Origin of the sequence: Mycolicibacterium hodleri, from assembly GCF_025822245.1 — a bacterium.
Lineage (GTDB): Bacteria > Actinomycetota > Actinomycetes > Mycobacteriales > Mycobacteriaceae > Mycobacterium > Mycobacterium hodleri.
Genome location: NZ_JACKTL010000017.1, coordinates 126,302 through 149,924, shown reverse-complemented (window position 1 = coordinate 149,924; position 23,623 = coordinate 126,302). Strand labels below are relative to the sequence as shown.

Below are 23,623 nucleotides of genomic sequence, written 5' to 3'. Positions count from 1 at the left end.
GGTCAGTCAAGCAGGCGTGAGGGCAAAGTCGGGGACGGATGCGGTGCCGAGTTGAACTTCTCCAGTGAACCGTTGGCTTCGACGATGCCCCGCAGCGCGTTCCACGACAGCATCGTCAGGTAGTCGATCAGCTCGTCGGACGTCATCCGCGGGTGCGACATCCAGGAGTGGGTGGCCAACTGCACGCCGCCGACGATCATGAACGCCCACGGCTGCGCGCCGCGGGTGTCCATCCCGACCTCGGCCATCCGGCGACGCAGCATCACGCCGAGCATGCGCGCGATGATCTGTTCGGAGTCGGCGACGGCCTTGCTCTTGCTCGCCGAGCTGTTTGCCATCACGAAGGGGTAGATCTCGGGCTCGGCGGCCACGGTGGCGACGTAGACGCGGATGATCTCCCGGGTGAGGTCGTACCCGTCGAGATTCGCCGTGAGGGCGGCTGCCATGTTGGGGATCAGGGTGGTCTGCGCGAATCGCATCATGACGGCGGTGGTCAGGTCGTTCTTGTCGACGAAGTAGCGGTACAGCACCGTCTTGGAGACGCCGATCTCCGCGGCGATTTCGTCCATGCTGACGTTGCTGCCGCGCAGCCGGATGGCATCCAGCGTGCCGTCGACCAATTCGTTGCGCCGGTCGACTTTGTGCTGGTGCCAGCGCCTCTTGCGCCCGTCGGTCTTCACAGGTCCCGCCGGACCATCCCCGGTAACTTCCGCCGTCATTCCATTCCCTCGTCCGCAGTAGATGATACGGCCGAATTCGCCCGGTGCCCCGACGGGACGGAGCTGCCGCAGACGACATGCAGGATGATGGTGGTGTGGTGACCACGTCCGGCCAGCGGCCGAGCTTCGCAGAATCGATCGCAGGCGTCGACTCCGCCGCCGACGCCGAGCGTCGCCGCGGACTGCGCAGGATGAAGGCCGTGGCCCTGGGCTTTCTGCTCGGCGCGACGGTCGTCTTCCTGGTGTCCACCTGGGCGCAGTCCCGGGGTGCCGCCGGGTGGGTCGGCTACGTCCGGGCCGCGGCGGAGGCCGGCATGGTGGGCGCGCTCGCCGACTGGTTTGCCGTCACCGCGCTGTTCAAGCATCCGCTTGGCATTCCGATCCCGCACACGGCGATCATCAAGCGCAAGAAGGATCAGCTCGGCGAGGGCCTCGGCGACTTCGTGCGGGAGAACTTCATGTCGCCCGAGGTCGTCGCCACCAAGCTGCGCGACGCGCACGTCGCCGAGCGGACGGGCAAGTGGTTGGCCGACCCGAGGAACGCCGAGCGGGTGGCCGCCGAGGCCTCGACCGCGTTGCGGGTGCTGGTGGAGATGCTCCGCGACGAGGACGTGCAGCAGGTCCTCGACAAGATGATCGTCAAGCGCATCGGGCAGCCGCAGTGGGGGCCGCCGGTCGGCCGGGTGCTGTCGAGCATGTTGGCCGAGCACCGTCAGGAGGCGCTGTTGCAGCTGCTAGCCGACCGCGCCTTCGAGTGGTCGCTGAACGCCGACGAGATCATCGAGCGCGTCATCGAGCGTGACTCGCCGACGTGGACGCCACGGTGGGTCGACGGCCTGGTCGGTGACCGGATCCACCGCGAGCTGATGGACTTCACCGACAAGGTGCGCCGCAACCCGGACCACGAGCTGCGCAAGTCGGCGACGAAGTTCCTCTTCGAGTTCGCCGACGACCTGCAGAACGACGAGGCGACGATCGCCCGCGCGGAGAACATCAAGGACCAGATCATGGCTCGCGAGGAGGTGGCCAAGGCCGCCGAGACGGCGTGGAGCACGGCCAAGCGCATCTTCCTCGAATCCGTCGACGACCCCACCTCGACGTTGCGCACCCGGATCGCCGACTCGGTGGTGCACATCGGGGAGTCGCTGCGGGACGACGCGCAGCTCCGCGAGAAGGTCGACAAGTGGATCGTCCGGGCCGCGCAGCACCTCGTCTCGCAGTATGGGACGGAGATCACAGCGATCATCACCGAGACCATCGAGCGCTGGGATGCCGACGAGGCGAGCCGGCGAATCGAGTTGCACGTGGGGCGTGACCTGCAGTTCATCCGCATCAACGGCACCGTGGTGGGTTCGCTCGCGGGGTTGATCATCTACTCAGTGGCCCAGATTCTGTTCTGATTCGCCGTCAAGCGCTAACAAGTGCTTGCAATAGCTAGCACCCCGTCCTACCGTTGTGTTCGAAGCTTTTCCCAGGCCAACGCGAAGGGGGACGACCGTGCCGCAGGACGAAAATCTTGCCGCGGTCGTGTCCACCGCCGCGCAGGACATCGGAGGCTTCATCCGTAGCCAGCGCGAATTGGCGCAGGTTTCGGTGCGGCAGTTGGCCGAGAAGGCCGGCGTCAGCAATCCCTACCTCAGCCAGATCGAGCGGGGATTGCGGAAGCCATCCGCGGAGGTGCTCAACCAGATCGCCAAGGCGCTCCGGGTCTCCGCGGACGTGCTCTACGTCAGGGCAGGACTTCTCGAACCCAGCGAGCCGAGCGAGGTCCGCGACGCCATCGTCACGGACACCGCGATCACCGAGCGGCAGAAGCAGGTGCTGCTCGACATCTATGCCTCGTTCCGCGAGCAGAACGAAGCTCTCGACGAGGTGCGCGACATGGATGGGGAGCCAGCTACTGACTGACCTCCGATCAACTGCTGACCAGCCACACCGAACACGAATTTGGAAGGGACACACCATCATGGCCGAGAAGAACCAGCCCACCGTCGAAGACCTGAAGGCCCCGCTGCTCGCCGCCGTCGGCGCCGCGGACCTCGCGCTCGCCACCGTCAACGAGATCGTGGCCAGCCTCCGCGAGCGCGCCGAAGAGGCCCGCACCGACGCGACCAACCGCGTCGAGGAGCGCCGCGCGCAGCTGACCAAGCTGCAGGAAGAACTCCCGAGCCAGGTCGGCGAGCTGCGCGAGAAGCTGAGCTCCGAGGAACTGCGCAAGGCCGCCGAGGGATACGCCGAGGCTGCCACCGCCCAGTACAACAAGCTCGTCGAGCGTGGCGAGGAGGCGCTGACCCGCCTGCGTAGCCAGCCGGCCCTCGAAGAGGCCGCCAACCGCGTCGAGAGCGTCACCGACCAGGCCGTCGAGCTGACGCAGGACGCCCTGGGCACCGTGGCCACGCAGACCCGCGCCGTGGGCGAGCGGGCCGCCAAGCTGGTCGGCGTCGAGCTGCCGAGCAAGGCTGCGCAGGCTGCCACCCCGGTGCAGCGGGCCGCCAAGAACGCCCCCGTCAAGAAGGCGCCCGCCAAGAAGGCGCCCGCCAAGAAGGCTCCGGCCAAGAAGGCGCCCGCCAAGAAGGTGACCCAGAAGTAACGGTTCCGACCGCTTGCCAAGCGCAAGTCGACTGAGGGGACGTAACCCGCATAGGCTTGAAGCGTGATGCTTCAGGACCTTGCGAGTTACGTCCTCTTTGCGATTCAGGTGGGCGTACTCCTGATGGGGCTGTACGCGTTCGTCCACGCTGCGCTGCAGCGGACCGATGCCTATCCCGCCGCCGAGAAGCTCAGCAAGCCCATCTGGTTGGCCATCCTCGGTGGCACCACGTTGGTGGGGCTCTTCCTTCCACCGCCGGTCGGCTCGGCGATCGCGGCGTGCGCCGTCGGCGTCTACCTGGTCGACGTGCGACCGAAGATCCTCGAGGTCCAGGGAAAGTCGCGATAACCGATGTGCAGACTGCGTGCCGCCCTCGCGGCGGTTCTGGTGGCGTGCGCGGTGACGCCCACCCTGCTGGCGCCGACCGCCGCCGCGGCTCCGGTTGTCAGCCCGCCCTTCGTCGACCACGCGCGGTGGGTGCACTGGGGTGATCTGTCCAGCCTCCGCGTCTATCCCACTCCCGCCGGGCGCGAGGCTGCCGGCCAACTGAACAACGAGGCTCAGGGCGACGAGGCGTGGGGTGAGGTTCTCGCTCTCGCGCCGGATGCCGACATGCCGGGCATGCGCGACCAGTTCATGTGCCACTGGAGCTTCGCGGAGATCGCCGAGCCCGGCAAGACCAGCTGGAATCTGGAGCCGTGGCGGCCCGTGGTCGACGACGCCACGATGGTCGACACCCGCTGCAATCCCGGGGGAACCGAGGAGCCGTTCTGATGATCTGGACCCGGGACCTGGTCGCAGGCATGGTCGACCACACACTGCTCAAGCCGGAGGCCACCGAGGCCGACGTGGCCGCCCTCGTCGAGGAGGCCGCCGCCCTCGACGTGTACGCGGTGTGCGTGTCGCCGTCGATGGTGGCCGCCGCCAAGCGAGCTCGCTCCGCAGGAACGCTGATCGCGACGGTCGTCGGATTCCCGTCCGGCAAGCACGTGTCGGAGGTCAAGGCGCACGAGGCTGCGCTCGCCGTCGCAGCGGGCGCCGCCGAGGTCGACATGGTGATCGACGTCGGCGCGGCGATCAGCGGCAACCTCGACGCCATTCGCTCGGACATCGCGGCGGTGCGTGCGGCCGTGCCCGATTCGGTGCTGAAGGTGATCGTGGAGTCGGCGGCCCTGCTCGACCTCGCCGGTGAGCAGACGTTGGTCGACGTGTGCCTGGCGGCTGCCGAGGCGGACGTCGAATTCGTCAAGACCTCCACCGGGTTTCACCCCGCGGGTGGGGCGTCGGTGCGGGCCGTGGAGATCATGGTCGCCACCGTCGGACCGACCGTGGAGGTCAAGGCCAGCGGCGGCATCCGCACGGCCGAGGCCGCCGTGGCGATGCTGGAGGCCGGCGCGACCCGGTTGGGGCTGTCCGGGACGCGCGCGGTGCTCGACGGACTGGGCTCGGTCTCCTAGAACCCGGTGATGCAGGGCTGCCCATCGTTGCCGCCGGGAATCGACGCGTTGCGGGCCGAGAGCTTCGTGACGACACCGGTGTCGGTGACCTGGACGGCGTCCACCTTCAGCGCCAGCGGGGAGTTCTTCGTCAGCTGTGAGCTGACCGCGTCCAGCGCCGGCTGGACGGCCTCGCGCGGCAGGGTGAAGCCCAGACCCGTCAACTGCTGGACCTGAAGCGTCAGTTCGTCGTTGACGGCCTGTGGCTTGGTGACGATGCTGCCGAGCGGGCCCTGGATGTCGACCGTGCCGTCGGCGGCATTCGTGGTGACGCCGCTGACGAGACCGCCGAGCAGGGGAATGGCGTTCTGGATCGTCTGCTTCATGCCGTCGGTCGACCAGGTGGCCGTGACGTCGAGCGACTCGAGGGTGCCCTGGGAGTTGGGGTCACTCGCCGGACGTGCGCCGTCGATGTCGATCTGGACCTTCATGCCCTTCATGTCGCGGATCTGATTGCCCGCCGAGGTGATGGAGACGTGCGCGTAGTCCTTCGTCGCGTACTGCCAGAGGAACGGCGGGAAGGCCCCGAAGGACACGGAGACGTCGTCCTGCAGGACGCACTTCATGGTGGCCTCGACGATCGAGGCGCCGCGCTGACGGGCGTAGATCTCGCCGCCGACCAGGCCCGCTGCGGCGAGGGCGAGCACGATGACGAAGACCAGCACGATCGACAACGGGTCGCGGACGAAGCGCCCGAACCTGCCGCCCGACGGCTCCGAGGGCTCGGTGTCGTCCGGCGGTTGGCCCTGCGGCGGATACCCCGGCGGTGGGCCCTGCGGCGGTGGACCGGCCCACTGCGGTCCGCCCGGTCCCGGCGCAGGCTGGTACGGCTGAGGCGGCTGCTGGCCTTGGCGGGCCCAGGGATCGGATGGGTCGGTCACCTGAGCGATTGTGCCCTACCCGACTGAGCGAACTCGGTTCGGTTGCGCAGCACGGCGACGGTGTCGCGGGCCTGTTGGACGGAATCGAGGTCGACGTCGACCACCAGGAGGTGGGGGTCGGCGCCGGCCGCGGCCACCACGTCACCGGTCGGGGAGCAGACCATGCTGCCGCCGACTCCGGTCGGTCCTGCGGCGGCGACGTCGTCGCCCGGGTAGGCCTGGCCGACGGCGGCCACGATGCTGGTGGCGTCGATCGCCCGGGCCCTGGCGAGCAGGGTCCACTGCTCGAGCTTGCCCGGGCCCGAGCCCCACGACGCGTGCACGGTGAGGACCCGGGCGCCGCGTTGGGCGAGCTCGACGTACTGCTCGGGGAACCGGATGTCATAGCACGTGGTCAGGCCAACGGCGACACCGTCGACGTCGATCAGTACGGGATCGAAACCCGGTGCGACGGTGCGTGATTCGTTGAATCCGAACGCGTCGTAGAGGTGAATCTTGTGGTAGTGCGCCTCGACGCCGGGGCCCGTGGCCAGCAGCGTGTTGGTGACCCGACCGTCGTCGCCGGGGCAGAACATGCCCGCCACGACGACGATGCCGGCGCGCTCGGCGACGGACCGAACGCCCGACGCCCATCGACCGTCGAGCGGTTCGGCGACGCGCTTCAGCGACACCCCGAAGCGGCACATGGTCGCCTCGGGGAACAGCACCATCGCGGCGCCTGCCTCGGCGGCGCGGCGGCCGAAGTCCTCGACCACGCCGAGGTTGGCCGCCGGGTCGGTGCTGCTCTGGATCTGCGCAAGGGCAATCCGCATGGTGCCAGCGTAATGCGGGGCGCAGCTCACGGCGGCGCGACTGCCGACCACGGCACGGACAGCACGCCGTCGCGCAGCCGCCGGCGCGGCGGCTCGACCGGGTAACCGTCGGCGGCCAGCGCCTCCACCATCGCCCGCCAGCGCACGCGTGGCCCGAACACCCCGTGTCCCGCGGCCGCGGCCCAGGCGCGGTCCGCCGCCGCCAGAAGGGCGTGGACGGGTTGGCCGGGCACGTTGTGGTGGATCAGCACCTTGGGCAGCCGCTCGGCCAGATCCGAGGGCTTGTCGATCGCGAACGGATCACACGCCAGCGTCAGGCTCACCGGGCCGGCGTCGTCGAGAAGCACCCAGCAGCAACGTCTTCCGAGTTCGTCGCACGTTCCGTCGACGATCAGCCCGCCTGGCGCCAGCCGCGTCCGCATCTCGGTCCAGGCCTCGACCACGTCGTCCACGTGGTACTGGCGCAGCACGTTGAACGCCCGCACCAACACCGGTCGCAGCCCGGCCAATTCGAAGCCGCCCAACCCGAAGTCGACACCCTCCTGCGAGGGCACGACGCGATCGGGGTGGATCTCCAGTCCGACCACCCGCACGTCGGGCCGGACCGTTCGCAGTCGGGCCGCCAACTCCAGGGTCGTCACGGGCAGCGCCCCATATCCGAGGTCGACGACGACGGGCTGGGGCGCCGAGAGCAGCGCCGCCCGCACCCGCGGGGCGTGGACGAGCCAGCGGTCGCTGCGGCGCAGTCGGTTGTAGCCGGTCGTCCCCCGGGTTGGCTGCCCGATGGGCACGTCAGGCGTTGGCCTTGATCCACGCCGTGGTGAAGTCCTGCTCGGCGGTCAGCAGTCCGACGAGTTGGCTGCCGACGAAGTTCTCCACCTTGCCGCCGACGAGCGGGATGCGAACCTCGACGGTCGCGGTGAACTCCAGCCGGGAGCCGGTGCCGCTGGGCACGAGCACCGCGGTTCCGGACAGCGTCGCCGGGGCGCCGGGGATCGTTCCCTTGACGGTCGCGGTGGCCCGGCCGTCGCACACCGGGGTCCACGCCTCCTCGCGCACGAAGCTGAGGTCGCCGTGGTGAAACTGCCCGACGACGCCGGGCAGGCGGTCGGCTCGCATGGTCTGGGTGGTCACGACGTCGACGCCCCCGTCGGCGCCCGTGTCGATCGAATCCAGCGTCGCCTCGTCGGCACCCGACTGGGCGAGTCGTTCGAGCCAGTACCGCTCGTTGCCGAAGGCCTGGTGGATTTGCTCGACGGTGCCGTCATAGTCGGCTGCCATGTCGAAGGAACGCGGCATAGCCGACCACGCTACCGTTACGGCCCGTGGTCAGTTCGGATATCGGTGGCGTCGAGGTGGAGGTGTCCGTCCCCGTCGCGCCCATGACCACGTTGAGGATCGGACCAGTTGCCAGCAGGCTCCTCACCTGTGACACCACGGACAAGGTCGTCGACGTCCTGCGCGAATTGTCGCCCGGCGACGCGAGCGAGCGCACGTTGATCCTTGGCGGGGGCTCGAACGTCGTGATCGCCGACGACCTGACCGACCTGACCGTCGTGCGACTGGCCAACACCGAGATCACCGTCTACGGCGACGTCGTGCGCGCCGAGGCGGGCGCGTCGTGGGACGACGTCGTCGTGACGTCGCTGGCCCACGGTTTGGGCGGTCTGGAGTGTCTCTCCGGCATCCCCGGCTCGACCGGGGCGACCCCGGTGCAGAACGTCGGCGCCTATGGCGTCGAGGTGGCCGACGTCATCAGCCGGGTCCGGTTGCTGGATCGGCGCAGCGGTGAGGTGCGGTGGGTGACGCCCGACGCGTTGGGCTTCGGCTACCGCACCAGTATGCTGAAGAACTCCTCCGACGCGGTCGTGCTGGAAGTCGAGTTCGCGCTGGACGCCCGGGATCGCAGCGCACCGCTGCGGTATGGCGAGTTGGTCAAGACCCTCGGCGTCGAACCGGGTGCGCGTGCCAAGCCGACCCGGGTTCGCGAGGCGGTGCTGGCCCTGCGCACCGGCAAGGGCATGGTGCTCGACGACGGTGACGCCGACACGTGGAGCGTGGGTTCGTTCTTCACCAACCCGGTGGTCTCGGCCGCCGAATTCACCCGGCTGAGCGATCGGGTCGACGGCCCGGTGCCGAACTACCCGTCGCCGGACGGGGTCAAGCTGGCGGCCGGGTGGCTGGTGGAGCGGGCGGGGTTCGGCAAGGGGTACCCCGGCGAAGGCGCGCCTGCCCGCCTCTCGACCAAGCACGCGCTGGCTGTGACCAATCGTGGCGCTGCGACCACCGCGGAGCTGTTGGCGCTGGCCAGAGACGTGCGGGACGGGGTTCTTCGGGCATTCGGGATAGCGCTCGTGCCGGAACCGATTCTGGTTGGGTGCGAACTCTAGGTACCGTGTGTACACGTGACCCTCAATCGGCGCCAAGCGCTGACCGCCATCGCCGTGGGCGCCTCCGGCGTGCTCGCCGCATGTAGTGGCAGGACCACGACCAGCGCGCCGAACTCCACCGAGGCACCGGCCAAGGCCGAAGTCGCCTACAAGCCCGCCAAGAACGCCACCAACGTGGTGCCCACCGACCCCGTCGGCGTCGAGGTCAGCAACGGCTGGCTGCAGCGTGTCACGCTGACCAACGCCGAGGGCGGCGTCGTCGCAGGCGCGCTGAACCCCGACCGCACCGCGTTCAAGGTGACCGAACCCCTCGGGTACGGCGCCGAGTACACGTGGGGCGGCTCGGCCGTCGGCCGCGACGGCAAGGCCATCCCGTTAACGGGCAGCTTCACCACCGTCACCCCGCAGACCCGGGTCAACGGTCAGTTCCAGCTCGCCGACGGTCAGGTGGTCGGCGTCGCCGCCCCGATCATCATGCAGTTCGACGCGTCCATCGACGACGCCGCGAAGCCGGCCGTCGAACGGGCGCTGGTGGTCACCACCACCCCGCCCGTGGAGGGCAGCTGGGCGTGGCTGCCCGACGAGGTCGGCGGCTCACGGATGCACTGGCGTACCAAGGACTACTACCCGCCCGGCACCAAGGTGCACGTGGCGGCGAACACCTACGGCGTGCCGTTCGGTGACGGGGCGTTCGGCGCCGCCGACTCGACCCTCGACATCGAGATCGGTCGTCGGCAGGTGGTCAAGGCCGAGGCGTCGTCGCATCAGATCGAGGTGATCACCGACGCCGGCACGATCATGACCCTGCCCTGCAGCTACGGCGAGGCCGACCTGCCCCGCAACGTCACCCGCAGCGGCATCCATGTCGTCACCGAGAAGTACGAGGACTTCTACATGTCCAACCCGGCCGCGGGCTACACCAACGCCCACGAGCGGTGGGCCGTGCGGATCTCCAACAACGGTGAATTCATCCATGCCAACCCGTCCAGCGCGGGCGCCCAAGGCAACACCAACGTCACCAACGGCTGCATCAACCTGTCCACCTCCGACGCGGAGCAGTACTTCAACACCGCCATCTACGGGGACCCGGTCGAGGTGACCGGCACGTCGATCGAGCTGTCCTATTCCGACGGAGACATCTGGGACTGGGCCGTGGGTTGGGACGAATGGAAGTCGATGTCGGCGCTCAACGACGCCACGCCGCCGTCCAACGTTCCGAGCAGCGCGCCGGCCACCCCAACCGACGCTCCGACGCTGTCCGGCACGCCGACGACGACGCCGCCGTCGGCGGTGACCGTTTCTCCGACGGAGACGACGACGGTCACTCCGGGCGGGTGAACTTCCGCGTCGCGTTCGCCTGATCGCGCGGCCGGATGACGATCTGGTCGAGGTTGACGTGCGACGGTCGTGACGCGGCGAACCCGATCACCTCGGCGACGTCCGCGGCAGTCAGCGGCGTCAGGCCCTCGTACAGGGCGTCCGCGCGGGCCTTGTCGCCGCCGAAGCGCACGACGGAGAATTCGGTCTCGACCATTCCCGGCGCAATCTCGGTGAGCCGCACCGGCTTTCCCAGCAGCTCGCCGCGAAGCGTCTGGTGCAGCGCCGCCTGGGCGTGCTTGGCCGACGTGTAACCGGCGCCCCCGTCGTAGATCTCGAACGCCGCGATCGAGGTCACCGTGACCACCAGGCCGTCGCCGGAGGCGATCAGCTTGGGCAGCAGTGCCCTGGTCATGCGCAGCGTGCCCAGCACGTTGGTCTCCCACATCCAGCGCCAGTCGTCGAGGTCGGCGTCGAGAACGGTTTGGGTGCCCTTGGCCCCGCCGGCGTTGTTGACCAGCACGTCGACGCGGTCCAGACTGGCCGCCAGCTTCTCCACGGCGGCGCCGTCAGTGACGTCCGCCACACTCGCGGTGCCGCCGAGTTCCGCTGCCAGGGCCTCGACGCGGTCCTTGCGGCGGGCCACGCAGACCACGTGAAAGCCTTGTCCCGCAAGCGTTCTCGCCGTCGCCTCGCCGATGCCGGAACTGGCGCCGGTGACGACCGCGACGGGCTGGGGGGATTGGGGTGACGTCATTCGTCCAACTTTAGTCAGCGTGCTAAATTCGGCACGTGTCCGTCAGTGAGGGTTTCAACGCCGCCGCATCGTGTGCGTGTTGTTGTCGTCGCCATTTCCGCCGCGCCTGACTGAACCCGGACCACCGTCCTGCTGAGTCGCCAGGTGAGGCACCACCCCACCGGCCGATCTCCCGCAAGGACCCCCAATGAGCACTCCCACCGCCATCCGCAAGACCCCCGCCGTCATCGCGACCCCCCGCACCAAGCGGGCGTTGCTCGCCAGGCACCACATCGTCGCCCCGTCGCTGCGCGTCGCCGAAGCGGCCGCCGCCTCGGTGTTCGGCGCGGCCAGGCTCCGCGGGCCCATCGCCCGCGACGTCATCGCCCAGACCACCGGCCTGAGCATCGCCACGGTGAACCGCCAGGTCACGGCCCTGCTCGACGCCGGCGTGCTGCGGGAGCGAGCCGACCTCGCCGTCTCCGGGGCCATCGGCCGGCCGCGCGTGCCGGTCGAGGTCAACCACGAACCGTTCCTCACCCTCGGCATCCACGTCGGCGCCCGCACCGCGATCATCGTGGCCACCGACCTGTTCGGCCGCACGCTCGACGTGGTCGAGACGCCGACGCCGCGTGGTTCGCAGAATTCGGCGTTGGCAGCGCTCGCGGGCAGTGCCAGCCGGTACCTGAGCCGCTGGCACCGTCGCCGACCGCTGTGGGTCGGCGTGACCGCCGGCGGCGTGGTGGACAGCGCCACCGGCCACGTCGACCACGCCCGCCTGGGCTGGACGGACGCCCCGGTCGGTCCCGTGCTCGCCGAGACCCTCGGCCTCCCGGTGTCCTTGGCCTCCCACGTCGACGCGATGGCCGGGGCCGAGCTACTGCTGGGCGCGCGCCGCGTGAACGTCGCCGCTGGGCCCAATGTCGCAGCCGGGGCGACTCCGGTCACCAGCCTCTACGTCTATGCCAGGGAAACCGTCGGCTACGCCCTGTCCATCGGCGGCCGGGTGCATTCGCCGACCAGCGGACCCGGCACGATCGCGGCGCTGCCCGCCCAGTCCGAAATGCTCGGTGGCAGTGGTCAATTGGAGTCCACCGTGAGCGACGAGGCGGTGCTGACCGCGGCACGCCGGCTGCGGATCGTGCCCGCCGACGGCCCGTCGTCCACCATCGCCGCGGTCCTTCGGTCCGCGCGCCAAGGCAACCAGCCGGCCGTCGACCTGCTCGGCGAGCGCGCCAGGGTGCTCGGCGAGTCGGTCGCGCTGCTGCGGGACATGCTCAACCCCGACGACCTCGTCGTCGGCGGGCAGGCGTTCACGGAGTACCCGGAGGGCATGGCAGAGGTCGAGGCCGCCTACGCCCGGCGGTCGGTGCTCGCGCCCCGCGACCTCCGGCTGACGTCGTTCGGAAACCGCGTCCAGGAAGCGGGTGCCGGAGTGGTGTCCCTTGGCGGTCTCTACGCCGATCCGATCGCCGCGATGCGGCGAGCGGCCCGGGTCGAGACTGCCTGACGCCGTCGGACCAGGGCAAGGCAGGCGCCGCGGCGGCCCGGTGTAAGTATGAGTTGTGCGCGTAGCCGTTTTGTCGGTCCATACCTCCCCGTTGGCCCAGCCCGGGACGGGAGACGCGGGCGGCATGAACGTCTACGTCCTGCAGAGCGCACTCGAGCTGGCCAGGCGCGGCGTCGAGGTCGAGGTCTTCACCAGGGCGACGTCGTCGTCGGACGCCCCGATCGTGCGGGTGGCGCCCGGGGTACTGGTCCGCAACGTGGTGGCGGGTCCCTTCGAGGGTCTCGACAAGCATGACCTTCCGACCCAGCTGTGCGCCTTCACCGCGGGCGTCCTGCGGGCCGAGGCCACCCATGAACCCGGCTACTACGACGTCGTGCACTCGCACTACTGGCTCTCGGGTCAGGTCGGCTGGCTGGCGCGCGACCGGTGGGCGGTGCCGCTGGTGCACACGGCCCACACGCTCGCCGCGGTGAAGAACGCCTCCCTCGCCATCGGCGACCAGCCCGAGCCGCCCCTGCGGTCGGTCGGTGAGCAACAGGTCGTCGACGAGGCGGACCGGTTGATCGTCAACACCGAATACGAAGCGCGCGAACTCGTCTCGCTGCACCACGCCGACCCCGACCGCATCGACGTCGTGCACCCCGGCGTCGACCTCGCGACGTTCAGCCCGGGCGACCGGGCAGAGGCGCGGCGCGCGCTCGGCCTGGCCGCCGACGAGAAGGTCGTCGCGTTCGTCGGCCGCATCCAGCCGCTCAAGGCGCCCGACGTGCTGCTGCGGGCGGCGGCCAAGCTGGCTGCGGAGGGCAGGAGCGCAGCGACCGGGGATTCGAGGCCGTTGCGCGTCGTGATCGCGGGTGGGCCGTCGGGGAGCGGTCTGGCCAATCCGGACTCGCTGGTTCGGCTGGCCGAAGAGCTGGGTATCACCTCCCGGGTGACCTTCCTACCTCCCCAATCCCGCGAACAGCTCGTCGGCCTGTACCGGGCCGCCGACATGATGGCGGTGCCCAGCTACGCCGAGTCCTTCGGCCTCGTCGCCGTAGAAGCCCAAGCCTGCGGGACGCCGGTGGTGGCGGCCGCGGTCGGCGGGCTTCCCGTCGCCGTCCGGGACGGGGTCACCGGAGTCCTCGTCGACGGGCACGACCCCGACGACTGGGCGGCTGCCATCGGCGGGCTGTTCGACCGGGGCCCCGACACGATGCGCGCGGCCGCCGTCGAGCACGCCGCGACGTTCTCCTGGGCGCACACCGTCGACGCGCTGCAGGCGAGCTACGGCCGGGCGATCGACGATTACCACTCCCGCCACCAACCACCGGAGGTGCCGTCCCGGCGCACCGCGCGCCGCTTCTCCATCCGGCGCGGGATCCGCGCCTCGTGACCGCCGACCAGTCGCCATCGCGGCTCGCCGACAATCCGGCCCTCGAGGTCATCGAGGCCACCCTCAAGGAGTCCGAGCTCAACTACGCCTTCCACGAGGGCACCGACGGCAATCCGTCCGGGGTCGTGGTCGAGGTCCCCGGTGAGCGGAGGTTGATCACCAACACGATCCTGACCGTCGGCGATCACACCGTCCGCATCGAGGCGTTCATCTGCCGCAAGCCCGACGAGGACTTCGAGAAGGTCTACCGCTACCTGTTGCGGCGCAACCGCCGACTGTTCGGCCTGGCGTACACGCTCGACAACCTCGGTGACATCTACCTGGTCGGCAGGATCGCGCTGGAGTCGGTCACCTCCGAGGTGATCGACGGCATCCTGGGCCAGGTCGTGCAGGCCGTCGAATCCGACTTCAACATGCTGTTGGAATTGGGTTTCCACTCCTCGATCCAGAAGGAGTGGGAGTGGCGAGTGAAGCGGGGCGAGTCGCTGAAGAACCTCAAGGCGTTCGAGCATCTGATCGACGACCAGGACGACGACTAACGCGTCGACCGCCGGGGACCGGGGCCAACGGTCGCGAACGCCGCGCCCCGAATCCCGGCGGGATAGCATCGTCGCCATGGCGACACTGGTGCTACTGCGTCACGGCGAGAGCGAATGGAACGCGCTGAACCTCTTCACCGGCTGGGTCGACGTCGACCTCACCGACAAGGGTCGGGCCGAAGCAGTTCGCGGCGGCAAGCTCATGACCTCCGAGGGCGTGCTTCCCGACGTGCTCTACACGTCGCTGCTGCGGCGCGCGATCACCACCGCGAACCTGGCCCTGGACGCGGCCGACCGGCACTGGATCCCGGTGGTGCGGGATTGGCGGCTCAACGAACGGCACTACGGCGCGCTGCAGGGCCTCGACAAGGCCGAGACCAAGGCCAAGTACGGCGACGAGCAGTTCATGGCGTGGCGCCGCAGCTATGACACGCCGCCGCCGCCCATCGAGAAGGGCAGCCAGTACAGCCAGGACGCCGACCCCCGCTACGCCGACATCGGCGGCGGCCCGTTGACGGAGTGCCTGGCCGACGTGGTGGCCCGCTTCGTCCCGTACTTCACCGACACCATCGCGCCGGACCTCGCCGCGGGCAAGACGGTGCTGGTCGCCGCGCACGGCAACTCGTTGCGGGCGCTCGTCAAATACCTCGACGGGATGTCCGACGCCGACGTGGTGGGCCTGAACATTCCGACCGGGATTCCCCTGGTGTACGAATTGGACGAGAACCTCACGCCGACCGTCGCCGGCGGAAGGTATTTGGACCCCGATGCCGCCGCGGCGGGTGCCGCCGCCGTCGCCGCCCAGGGCGCCAAGTAACACTCGGGCGGCCGGCGGGCTGAACAATGGGTGAACTCCGGTGAACGGAGCCCGAACTCCTGTATTTGTCTCTGTGACGTGTCCCGATTTGGCCGCACGCTGCTGGGATGACGTTCACCCAGTGCGTACGATTTTCGCGTGAGTGGGGTAGCGGCGCTGCTGTTGGTGGCAGTCGTGTCCCTTCTCGCGTTGGCGGCGGGGGTGGCGATCGGGATGTCGTTGGCGCCGCGAGTCTCCGAGCGGCGACGGCGACGCTCGGAGGATCAGGACGGCCTCACCGTCTCGCAGATGCTGCAGCGCATCGTCTCGCTGTCTCCGGTGGGAACCGTGGTGGTCGACACCTATCGTGACGTCGTCTTCATGAACGACAAGGCACGCGAACTCGGCCTGGTCCGCGACCGCCTGCTCGACGACCGGGCCTGGGCGGCGGCGCAACGCACGCTGGCCACCGGCAACGACGTCGACTTCGACCTCGCCCCGGTGCGGCGCCCGATTCCGGGTCGGTCGGGGCTGTCCGTCGGCGGTCACGTCCGTCTGCTCAGCGAGGACGACCGGCGTTTTGCCGTGGTCTTCGTCGACGACCAGTCCGAGTACGCCCGGATGGAGGCCACCCGACGCGACTTCGTGGCCAACGTCAGCCACGAGCTCAAGACGCCCGTGGGCGCCATGGGCGTGCTGGCCGAGGCACTGCAGGCGTCCACCGACGATCCCGAGACCGTCGCCCGGTTCGCCGAGATGATGATCACCGAGTCGAACCGGCTGGCCAACATGGTCGGCGAACTCATCGAACTGTCCCGGTTGCAGGGCGCCGAGCGGCTGCCGAATCTCGACGCCGTCGACGTCGACTCCGTGGTCAGCGAGGCGTTGTCGAGGTACAAGGTGGCCGCCGACAACGCCGACATCGCGATCACCACCGACGCGCCGACCGGGTTCAGCGTCCGCGGCGATCAGGGCCTGCTGGTGACGGCGATCGCCAACCTGGTCGCCAATGCAATTGCGTACTCGCCCAAGGGTTCTCCGGTGTCGATCAGCCGGCGCAGCCGCGGTGACAACATCGAGATCGCGGTCACCGACCGCGGCATCGGCATCGCGCGCGACGACCAGGAGCGCGTCTTCGAACGATTCTTCCGCGTCGACACGGCGCGGTCCCGGGCCACCGGTGGCACGGGGCTCGGATTGGCCATCGTCAAGCACGTGGCGGCCAATCACAACGGATCCATCCGGCTGTGGAGTCAGCCCGGTACCGGTTCGACGTTTACCTTGTCGATCCCGGCCCATCCCGAAACCGACGACGAGTCGGATGAACGAGAGGACCACGCGCAGTCATGACGAGCGTATTGATCGTGGAAGATTCCCAGACGGAAGGCACGAGGACGTCGTGACGAGCGTATTGATCGTGGAAGATGAAGAGTCACTGGCTGATCCGCTGGCGTTCCTGCTCCGCAAGGAGGGCTTCGAGGCCACCGTCGTCACCGACGGCCCCTCGGCGTTGGCCGAGTTCGAGCGGTCGGGAGCCGACATCGTCCTGCTGGACCTCATGCTTCCCGGCATGAGCGGGACCGATGTCTGCAAACAACTGCGCTCGCGCTCGAGCGTGCCGGTGATCATGGTCACCGCCAGGGACAGCGAGATCGACAAGGTCGTCGGGCTGGAGTTGGGTGCCGACGACTACGTCACCAAGCCGTACTCGGCGCGGGAGCTCATCGCCCGCATTCGCGCGGTCCTGCGCCGCGGTGTCGACACCGACGATTCGGGGACCGACGACGGAGTGCTCGAGGCCGGCCCGGTGCGGATGGACGTCGAGCGGCACATCGTCTCGGTCAACGGCAGTTCGATCACGTTGCCGCTCAAGGAGTTCGACCTGCTCGAGTACCTCATGCGCAACAGCGGGCGGGTGCTGACCCGCGGTCAGTTGATCGACCGGGTGTGGGGTGCGGATTACGTGGGCGACACCAAGACCCTCGACGTGCACGTGAAGCGGCTTCGTTCCAAGATCGAGGGCGACCCCGCCAATCCGGTTCACCTGGTCACGGTGCGCGGCTTGGGCTACAAGCTCGAGGGCTAAATCTTCGACTCCGTCAGTTGCACGTCGGCGTGCACTTTCAGCAATTGCCCAGCGGTTAGCCAATCGTGTTAGGCTCGGCTCCGAATCGTACTTTCGGTATGGAGTCGCCACTTGTCCATCGTCCTGCGTAGCCAGGTCGGCGGTTCTCATCGCCAACCCAGGGTGCCGAATCGTGTCGGGACAGCGCTCGGTGAACGCGCCTCGGAAGGCGATCCGCTGAATCTGCCGGAGCAAACGGTTCCGCTCTACCTGGCGCGGCACACCGAGGCGCTCGTCATGCGCAGGATCGGACTCGCGTTCGTATGAAGGTGCTCGTCACGGGCCACCAGGGCTACCTCGGCACCGTCATGGTGCCGCTGTTGCACGCCGCGGGCCACGACGTGGTCGGATTGGACAACGGCTACTTCGCCGACTGCATTCTCGGTGCCGCGCCCACCGAACCGCCATGTCTGATGGTCGACGTGCGAGACGTCACCGTCGACCAGTTGCGGGGTTTCGACGCGGTCATCCACCTCGCGGCGCTGCCCGACGACCCGCGCGGTGCATCGGCTCCCGACATCACCTACGACGTCAACCACCACGCCTCGGTGCGTCTTGCGCTGCTGGCCAAGGAGGCTGGTGTCGGGCGATTCCTGTTTGCGTCGACCTGCGCCGAGTACGGCGCGGCAGGAACGGATCTGACGTCCGAGGATGCCGATCTGCACCCCGTCACGTCGTACGCGATCAGCAAGGTGCGCGTCGAGGCCGACGTCGCCGGGCTCGCCGATGCCGACTTCGTACCCGTATTTCTCCGAAACGCAACGGCTTTCGGATTCTCGCCGCGTTTCAGGTCCGACATCGTGTTGAACGGCCTGGTCGGGCACGCCGTCCTCACCGGGGTGGTGCGGGTGAGGTCCGACGGCGCGTCGTGGCGCTCACTCGTGCACGTACAGGACATCGCGCGCGCCTTCGAGACGTGCCTGACCGCGCCCGCCGAGATCGTCAACTGCCGCGCGTACAACGTGGGTGCCGAGGCCAATAACGTGACCGTCGCCGAAATCGCCAAGACCGTCGTGGCCACGGTGCCCGGCTCGACCCTGCTCATCACCGGGGAGGCCGAGTCCGAGCGGCATTCCTGCCGGGTGGACTTCAGCCGGGCGCGGGCGGAGCTGGACTTCGAGGCGACGTGGTCGGTGGCCGACGGTGTCGCAGAACTGTATGAGGCGTATCTGGCGAATGGCCTGACCCGCAACGACTTCGACGATTCGTTCACGCGACTCAAGAGGCTGGATTGGCTCATCGCCCAGGGTGTCCTCGACGACACGATGCGCCGGGTAAGCGCAACTGCGTGAGCAACTGGGCTCGGCTTCCCGCCGCCGGCACGACGCCAACGGCCAATAGCCATTTCGATTCGTAGGTCGAGGTCGTCGAGCGTGCTGCCCGGGGTCACTCCCCGCGAATGACGGCCAGGACGAACCGAGCGTTGCCAAGAAGCTGACTGCGCCGAATCCCCCTGAGAGCACACATCACTTGGTGGGCCCCTGCGAGACCGGAAGCGTCGATCCACGTCGGCTTGGGGCGTACCGAGCCGGCGACCGAGTCGAGATTGGCGCCGACGTCGACGAAGACACCGGGCAAGCGTTCCGCGAGCGCCGCGGCGGTGAATTCCCGCTGCGGGGAGTCCAGGCCGATCCACACGATGTCGGCGTTGGCTTCGGCGATGCGCTGCACGCACTCGTGGTCGACCGTGTTCTCGGCGGCGATGGAGGGTGATGCGTAGGCGCCGACGATGTTCACGCCCGGGTAGCGGCTGGTGGCGTCGTCGACGAGCGTGGTCAGGGTGTGATCGCTGGTGCCGATCATGAAGTGGCGCAGGTCTTCTTCGCGTCCGTGGTCGAGAACCTCGAGGAAGAACGACGGCCCCCGCACCCACGCGCCCTTCCGCGGATGGCGGGCACGGATGCCTATCGCCCATGTCACCAATGCTCCGCCGGGAAGTGTCACGCCGGGTCGGGCGAACAGCCGTCGATATTCACGGTCTCGGCTGGCCCGCGTCAGGCAGTACGCGTTGGACAGTCGCACGACCAGGCCCTGGTTCGACGACCCCGCTGCGATCGTGACGACGTCGCGGACAGCCGTGTGGAGGTCTGTCACCTCGAACGGCAGGCCACCGATCAGCACGGACTCTCGAGCGCTGCGCAGGTCTATCTCTTGGAAGTCGGTCACCTTGGGCCCCGTCGATGTTCGTCACTCGTTGTCTCCGCAAACATTTGACACGCTTGTCGTGCAATCGGGAGGCGCGGGGATGACGGCCTCACCGTCGCGGTAGCCCGGCGTATCGTGCGTCGGCCAGATGTGCCCAACTCTCCCCATGATGCGGATTTGCGACATGAGTAGTCATGAGTGTGCCTTCACCGTCGTTGCCCTCGCACCCGTGAGGATGCCCTGCGCGTCTACATACCAGAAGTATGAATCTCGAACTTAACGCCGTCCATCGAATATGGCAAACGCGACACCCAGTCAGAAGCATGGGTCGTCCCGGTGACCGACCCACCCAGCGAGGAGCTGGCCTGGGCTATGAACTCGACGACTAGAGATGCTCGGGCGCACTCCGCGCGGGCGCAATGCAGACGGCAACGAGGACCGCTGCAGCGTGGCAAGCCGTGTGCGACAGCGACAGTGACACGTCACTCCAACCCTGGAGGGCAGCCAGCCGTGCTGCCGCGCCGCTCAGCTGCAACCGTGGCACGGACTGGTTCGAGACGACTTCAATCTCCTTGGGGACGAACGCGGACTCGGGAACTGCGAAGGCCTTGACCGCCGCCTCCTTCGCCGCGAACCGCGCGGCGAGTCGGGCAATGTGCGTCGGCCCGCTGCACTCGTCCAATTCGGAGTCCGTGAAGATTCTGCGGAGATATCTCGTCCCGAAGGTGGCCACCGAGTTCTCCACCTCTGCCAGTTCGACGAGGTCGCACCCCACGCGAACGCGGTGGGATGGAATGCTGACCGGCGGCGGGATCACGGCGCCGTCACGACGGCCGCTGTTGACGAGAGATCGATCGAACCGACCGTCCCCCTGATTGGTGCACCGGTGGTAGCCCGGGTGAGCCCGACGGTGTAGGGCAGGTGCGCCGCCAGATGAAATACGTTGTCCGACAGCGTCCAGCCGGCGATGGACACGGATACGTAGCGTAGAGCCACCTTCGAAGAGATGAATAGGTCCCAGTGATCGTCGTCGCGTCGTCGTGCGACGGCGGTCAGGTCGGCGTGTGCTTGGCGGGGATGAGGATTGACGACGAGCACGTCACGAATCGGTTCCCGGCCGTCGTCGAAGCGAACGGTTGCCTCGACCGCATCCGCCGTCGGCCCGCCAAACCTGAAGGCATGGCTGAGGTCTCGGAATCGCCCCGACAACTGCGCATCGGTGAACGTCAGCGACGAGTGGGCGGGAACGTCGACGTCGCGGGTCGAATCGACGGCCCGGGTACCCGCGGAGTTGGTGGCGATCAGTGTCAATTGTCCGGAGACCGGCCGTGGGGTGTCGTTGTGGATGTCGAGTCGAACACCAGACAGACCGTCGTCGCTGAGGATCACCGCGACTGGCGCCCAGGCGCGGGCCAGTACGGCCAACGCCGCCTTGGGGGCACCGTCGACGTCGAGAAGACCCCACCCGGCGCCGGGGCGAGTGTCCTTGCCTGCCAGTACGAGAGCCCCCGAGCAACCGGAGTCACTGCGCCTCCAGAACCTGAAGCAATCGCCCATTGCCTGAGCAATGGCAAGCCTGCCCAGTTGAAGATAGCGCTCGGGGTCGACTCGCCGCACCGCGAGCAGATCCTCGCCGAAGACCTCGCGTGCATAGAAGTCGCGAACGTCCTCGAAATCCCATGATGAACCGCGATCGCGTGGTACCCCGGCCTTCCAGTCGGGATGATGACCGGCGACCGAGGCCGAACCGAAGTGGCGCTCCACGGCCTCCACGGAAGGAGGGTTGGCGAACGCCAAGCATTCGGCGGCAAAACCCACCGATGCCGAGCGAACGTCGGAGATGGGCCGTAGATAGCCGCCGACGCCGAACCAGTGGGCGATCCCGGTGTCGGGACGAATGGCCAGATCGTCGCTGGACGGTGGGGGTGACGGGCTGGCACGGACGTACTGGGCGTCGGAGTGTTGGGCCGTCACGTGCGGCAGAAGCGAGTCGACGACGTCGATCGTGATGGTTTCGCGCTCCACGCCCAGCATCTCGGGCTGTTGCAGCGTCTCGCTGCCGCCGCTGACGACGACCAACGCCGGATTGCCCGATACTTCGTCGAGCACGTACTCCAGTTCGCGCGCAATCGTGTCGGAGACCTCGGGGGGAGGGTCGAAGGTGGCCTGCATAGCGTCCTGCCAGACCATCACTCCCAGTTCCGCGCAGCACTCCCAGAACGCCGCTTGTTCGTAGACGAGGCCGCCGACGATTCGCACCATGTTGGCGCCCGCATCTGCAAGGGCCTTCACGTGCCGGCGCATCTCGTCGTGGTCGACGTTGAGGGTCTTGACGTTTGGCGGGGTCCACGTGGCGCCACGGCAGAAGATGCGAACGCCGTTGACGTGGAGCTCGAAGCCCGAGGGCTCGTAGGTTGAGGTCACCGTGCGAAAACCGAAGAGGCGCTCCGCGACTCGCTGTCCGTCGATGAAGGCCGCGGCGCGGTAGATCGGTTGTGATCCGTAACCACGCGGCCACCAAAGCCGTGGATCCTCCGCGCGTGCCGTCGCCGTGAAGCGGCCAGCCTGCACTACAGCGGTGTGCTGGGCGATCATGTTTCCCGTGGGGTCTGACACCACGAGTTCGACATGCGTCGCTTCTGGCGCAGTCGTCGAGCCCTCGATCGTGATGTCGCCGGTGGTGTCTGCTCTGAGGACGAACGTCGTACGAAGTCGCGTGGAGGTGACGACGACGGGGCGCCAAAATCCAACGTACGCAGGCTGATCGCCGTACACCGGCGCCCTGCCGAGAAGTGTGGTTCTTGCCCAACGGAGACCCTGGGAGGCGACGAGGCTCGAACGCCACCGCCCCCGGGGACGACGCCGAGTGAGCCAGTCGTTCAGTGATCCGAAGCGCACGCAGATCTCGTGCCGACCGCATTCGACCTCGACACGCACTGGAAGGAACATCGACGTGACGTCGGCGACGGGTTCACCGTCGACGAACACGGTGGCCGGGAACGTCAGCCCCTGAAACTCGATCGTCGTGTGCTCGCTCGCGTCGAATGCGCATCGTTGCCACCAGTCGAAGTCGTCGACGTCCGTCGCTTCGGAGAGCGACACGGGGCACGGAACGGACACGGTGGGAGCGTCGGTCCACTGGTCGGCGAGGTCGCCCGGCGCGGCGTACTGTCCGGGCCGGGTTTGTAGCAGTTGCCAGTCCTCGAGCACGTCACCCAGCCGCACGGGCGACGGTGTCCATACCCGACTGCCAGGAGGCCGCCATGGACTCCAGTGCTGGGGTGATCTCGACCGTTCGTCCCGACGCGACGCGGGCCATCTTGAATTGCACTGACTTCGCTGCGGCCGCGACGTCCCTGAAGTCCTGCTCGGCTTTCGCTGCCCCGGCGAAGTGCGGTTCGAGATGAACGCTCAAGTCGGCAGTCAATTCAGCCGTTGCGCCGCATTGGCGCAACGTCGCGAAGGCCCACGGATGAAAGAGTTCCATGCCTGCGCCAGGAAGCCATTCCGTCGCGCGCTGAACGCCGTTGATCAGCCGATCGATCGGGTTGCCCGTGGGGCGCCGCGCGAGGTGCTCCTTGACCATTCGAGGGAGTGCATCGGGTTCGGCCAGCCGGGGCGACAGGCGAATTCGTTCGACATAGGGCGGAAGTACCCCGTCGACGGGGTGGCCGAGATTGAAGACTCCGTCGAAGTCGTCGTCACGAAGCTCGAATAGTCCGGCATTGTGCAGATACCACATCGTGCGATTGGCGCGGTCCACGCGGGTCGGCACGATCGTGGTCTTGACGTGGTCGTTTCGATAGGCGGTTCCGCTGGTATCCGGTAGCCACCAACTGTCCACCTCGACGGTATGCAAGAGGCCTCGGTGGGGGCCCGACTCGATCATCTCGAGGACGGGCAGCCAGATGTTCTCCTCGGCGACCTCCACACCGTAGAGACGGCGCAGGTCTTCTGGCTGCGGCTTGATGAAGTCCCACTGCAACCCGTCGTGGTCGGCCGACAGCAGACTGGCAAAGGTGGGCACGGGATCGAGGCCGAGACAATGCAGTATCTCGATCCACAGATCGAAGTAGCAGTTGGTCTCGGGCCAGTTCCGGTCTGAGTGATGGGTGAAGTGCGGGCGGTGGTCGGCCGGGCTTGCGGCGATCTGCAAGGGTGGCGCCGACAGCCCGGCGGTCACTGCGGACAG

General features: G+C 68.1%; 26 protein-coding genes. 16 read left to right on the top strand and 10 right to left on the bottom strand.

What is annotated here, in order from left to right:
* Positions 1-2 precede the first annotated feature (2 nt).
* On the bottom strand, positions 3-719 hold the full coding sequence (locus H7J06_RS04700; protein ID WP_264037447.1) for a TetR/AcrR family transcriptional regulator: 717 nt from the start codon (positions 717-719) through the stop codon (positions 3-5).
* 98 nt (positions 720-817) lie between these two features.
* On the opposite strand from H7J06_RS04700, the gene H7J06_RS04695 reads away from it, so the two are divergent.
* From H7J06_RS04695 to deoC, 6 genes are all read left to right on the top strand, one after another.
* Positions 818-2,119 carry a DUF445 domain-containing protein gene (locus tag H7J06_RS04695; protein ID WP_264037446.1) on the top strand — a complete coding sequence of 434 codons (1,302 nt, stop codon included), beginning with the start codon at positions 818-820 and terminating at the stop codon, positions 2,117-2,119.
* A 97-nt stretch (positions 2,120-2,216) separates the two neighbouring features.
* Entirely contained in the window at positions 2,217-2,627 is a 411-nt protein-coding gene (locus H7J06_RS04690) for a helix-turn-helix domain-containing protein (protein WP_264037445.1), read from the top strand.
* A 58-nt stretch (positions 2,628-2,685) separates the two neighbouring features.
* Positions 2,686-3,309 carry a heparin-binding hemagglutinin gene (locus tag H7J06_RS04685; RefSeq protein ID WP_264037444.1) on the top strand — a complete coding sequence of 208 codons (624 nt, stop codon included), beginning with the start codon at positions 2,686-2,688 and terminating at the stop codon, positions 3,307-3,309.
* A 66-nt stretch (positions 3,310-3,375) separates the two neighbouring features.
* Entirely contained in the window at positions 3,376-3,657 is a 282-nt protein-coding gene (locus H7J06_RS04680; protein ID WP_173007877.1) for a DUF2516 family protein, read from the top strand.
* Between the two features lie 12 nt (positions 3,658-3,669).
* Positions 3,670-4,083, top strand: coding sequence for a DUF2599 domain-containing protein (locus H7J06_RS04675; protein ID WP_372515238.1), 414 nt, complete (start codon positions 3,670-3,672; stop codon positions 4,081-4,083).
* Complete coding sequence (deoC, locus tag H7J06_RS04670) at positions 4,083-4,766, top strand: deoxyribose-phosphate aldolase (protein WP_264037441.1); 684 nt, start codon at positions 4,083-4,085, stop codon at positions 4,764-4,766. Before H7J06_RS04675 ends, deoC begins: the two co-directional genes overlap by 1 nt.
* Here the strand turns inward: deoC and H7J06_RS04665 are convergent.
* Genes H7J06_RS04665 through H7J06_RS04650 form a run of 4 tightly spaced genes read right to left on the bottom strand, consistent with a single transcriptional unit; the run spans position 4,763 to position 7,797 of the window.
* On the bottom strand, positions 4,763-5,686 hold the full coding sequence (locus H7J06_RS04665) for an LmeA family phospholipid-binding protein (RefSeq protein ID WP_264037439.1): 924 nt from the start codon (positions 5,684-5,686) through the stop codon (positions 4,763-4,765). The two genes, deoC and H7J06_RS04665, sit on opposite strands and share 4 nt — an antisense overlap.
* Positions 5,683-6,498 carry a carbon-nitrogen hydrolase family protein gene (locus H7J06_RS04660; protein WP_264037438.1) on the bottom strand — a complete coding sequence of 272 codons (816 nt, stop codon included), beginning with the start codon at positions 6,496-6,498 and terminating at the stop codon, positions 5,683-5,685. Before H7J06_RS04660 ends, H7J06_RS04665 begins: the two co-directional genes overlap by 4 nt.
* 26 nt (positions 6,499-6,524) lie before the next feature.
* A complete protein-coding gene (locus tag H7J06_RS04655) occupies positions 6,525-7,289 on the bottom strand; it encodes a class I SAM-dependent methyltransferase (protein WP_264037437.1) in 765 nt (254 codons plus the stop codon).
* Position 7,290: 1 nt separating this feature from the next.
* Positions 7,291-7,797 carry a DUF2505 domain-containing protein gene (locus tag H7J06_RS04650; protein ID WP_264037435.1) on the bottom strand — a complete coding sequence of 169 codons (507 nt, stop codon included), beginning with the start codon at positions 7,795-7,797 and terminating at the stop codon, positions 7,291-7,293.
* A gap of 26 nt (positions 7,798-7,823) precedes the next feature.
* Here H7J06_RS04650 and H7J06_RS04645 point away from each other — a divergent pair, with 26 nt between their 5' ends.
* Together H7J06_RS04645 and H7J06_RS04640 are read left to right on the top strand one after the other, a co-directional pair.
* Positions 7,824-8,888, top strand: a complete 1,065-nt coding sequence (locus H7J06_RS04645; protein ID WP_264037434.1) for a UDP-N-acetylmuramate dehydrogenase — start codon at positions 7,824-7,826, stop codon at positions 8,886-8,888.
* Between the two features lie 15 nt (positions 8,889-8,903).
* Complete coding sequence (locus tag H7J06_RS04640; RefSeq protein WP_264037433.1) at positions 8,904-10,226, top strand: L,D-transpeptidase; 1,323 nt, start codon at positions 8,904-8,906, stop codon at positions 10,224-10,226.
* On the opposite strand, the gene H7J06_RS04635 is transcribed toward H7J06_RS04640, so the two are convergent.
* Entirely contained in the window at positions 10,210-10,962 is a 753-nt protein-coding gene (locus H7J06_RS04635; RefSeq protein ID WP_264037431.1) for an SDR family NAD(P)-dependent oxidoreductase, read from the bottom strand. The genes H7J06_RS04640 and H7J06_RS04635 overlap by 17 nt on opposite strands.
* 187 nt (positions 10,963-11,149) lie before the next feature.
* Between H7J06_RS04635 and H7J06_RS04630 the strand changes: the two genes are divergently transcribed.
* The 8 genes from H7J06_RS04630 (at position 11,150) to H7J06_RS04595 (ending at position 18,578) form a co-directional block, all read left to right on the top strand.
* Positions 11,150-12,451, top strand: coding sequence for an ROK family protein (locus tag H7J06_RS04630; RefSeq protein ID WP_264037430.1), 1,302 nt, complete (start codon positions 11,150-11,152; stop codon positions 12,449-12,451).
* 55 nt (positions 12,452-12,506) lie between these two features.
* The gene (mshA, locus tag H7J06_RS04625) at positions 12,507-13,826 is read left to right on the top strand and encodes a D-inositol-3-phosphate glycosyltransferase (protein ID WP_264037428.1); all 1,320 of its coding nucleotides are present in this window, start codon (positions 12,507-12,509) and stop codon (positions 13,824-13,826) included.
* Positions 13,823-14,365 carry a YbjN domain-containing protein gene (locus H7J06_RS04620; RefSeq protein ID WP_264037426.1) on the top strand — a complete coding sequence of 181 codons (543 nt, stop codon included), beginning with the start codon at positions 13,823-13,825 and terminating at the stop codon, positions 14,363-14,365. Before mshA ends, H7J06_RS04620 begins: the two co-directional genes overlap by 4 nt.
* 76 nt (positions 14,366-14,441) lie before the next feature.
* Positions 14,442-15,182 (top strand): phosphoglyceromutase, encoded by a 741-nt coding sequence (locus H7J06_RS04615; protein WP_264037424.1) that lies wholly within the window; start codon positions 14,442-14,444, stop codon positions 15,180-15,182.
* A gap of 138 nt (positions 15,183-15,320) precedes the next feature.
* Entirely contained in the window at positions 15,321-16,511 is a 1,191-nt protein-coding gene (locus H7J06_RS04610; protein WP_264037422.1) for a sensor histidine kinase, read from the top strand.
* Between the two features lie 49 nt (positions 16,512-16,560).
* Positions 16,561-17,247 (top strand): two-component sensory transduction protein RegX, encoded by a 687-nt coding sequence (gene regX / locus H7J06_RS04605; RefSeq protein ID WP_264037420.1) that lies wholly within the window; start codon positions 16,561-16,563, stop codon positions 17,245-17,247.
* A gap of 111 nt (positions 17,248-17,358) precedes the next feature.
* Complete coding sequence (locus tag H7J06_RS04600) at positions 17,359-17,553, top strand: hypothetical protein (RefSeq protein WP_264037418.1); 195 nt, start codon at positions 17,359-17,361, stop codon at positions 17,551-17,553.
* Positions 17,550-18,578: an NAD-dependent epimerase/dehydratase family protein gene (locus H7J06_RS04595; protein ID WP_264037417.1), complete on the top strand. Its 1,029-nt coding sequence runs from the start codon at positions 17,550-17,552 to the stop codon at positions 18,576-18,578. Before H7J06_RS04600 ends, H7J06_RS04595 begins: the two co-directional genes overlap by 4 nt.
* Positions 18,579-18,672: 94 nt before the next feature.
* On the opposite strand, the gene H7J06_RS04590 is transcribed toward H7J06_RS04595, so the two are convergent.
* The 4 genes from H7J06_RS04590 to H7J06_RS04575 form a co-directional block, all read right to left on the bottom strand.
* Positions 18,673-19,452 carry a WecB/TagA/CpsF family glycosyltransferase gene (locus H7J06_RS04590; RefSeq protein WP_264037415.1) on the bottom strand — a complete coding sequence of 260 codons (780 nt, stop codon included), beginning with the start codon at positions 19,450-19,452 and terminating at the stop codon, positions 18,673-18,675.
* A 364-nt stretch (positions 19,453-19,816) separates the two neighbouring features.
* Complete coding sequence (acpS, locus tag H7J06_RS04585) at positions 19,817-20,206, bottom strand: holo-ACP synthase (protein ID WP_264037413.1); 390 nt, start codon at positions 20,204-20,206, stop codon at positions 19,817-19,819.
* A 38-nt stretch (positions 20,207-20,244) separates the two neighbouring features.
* Complete coding sequence (locus tag H7J06_RS04580; RefSeq protein ID WP_264037411.1) at positions 20,245-22,656, bottom strand: glycoside hydrolase family 2 protein; 2,412 nt, start codon at positions 22,654-22,656, stop codon at positions 20,245-20,247.
* Complete coding sequence (locus H7J06_RS04575) at positions 22,643-23,614, bottom strand: DUF1839 family protein (RefSeq protein ID WP_264037409.1); 972 nt, start codon at positions 23,612-23,614, stop codon at positions 22,643-22,645. Before H7J06_RS04575 ends, H7J06_RS04580 begins: the two co-directional genes overlap by 14 nt.
* Positions 23,615-23,623 lie beyond the last annotated feature (9 nt).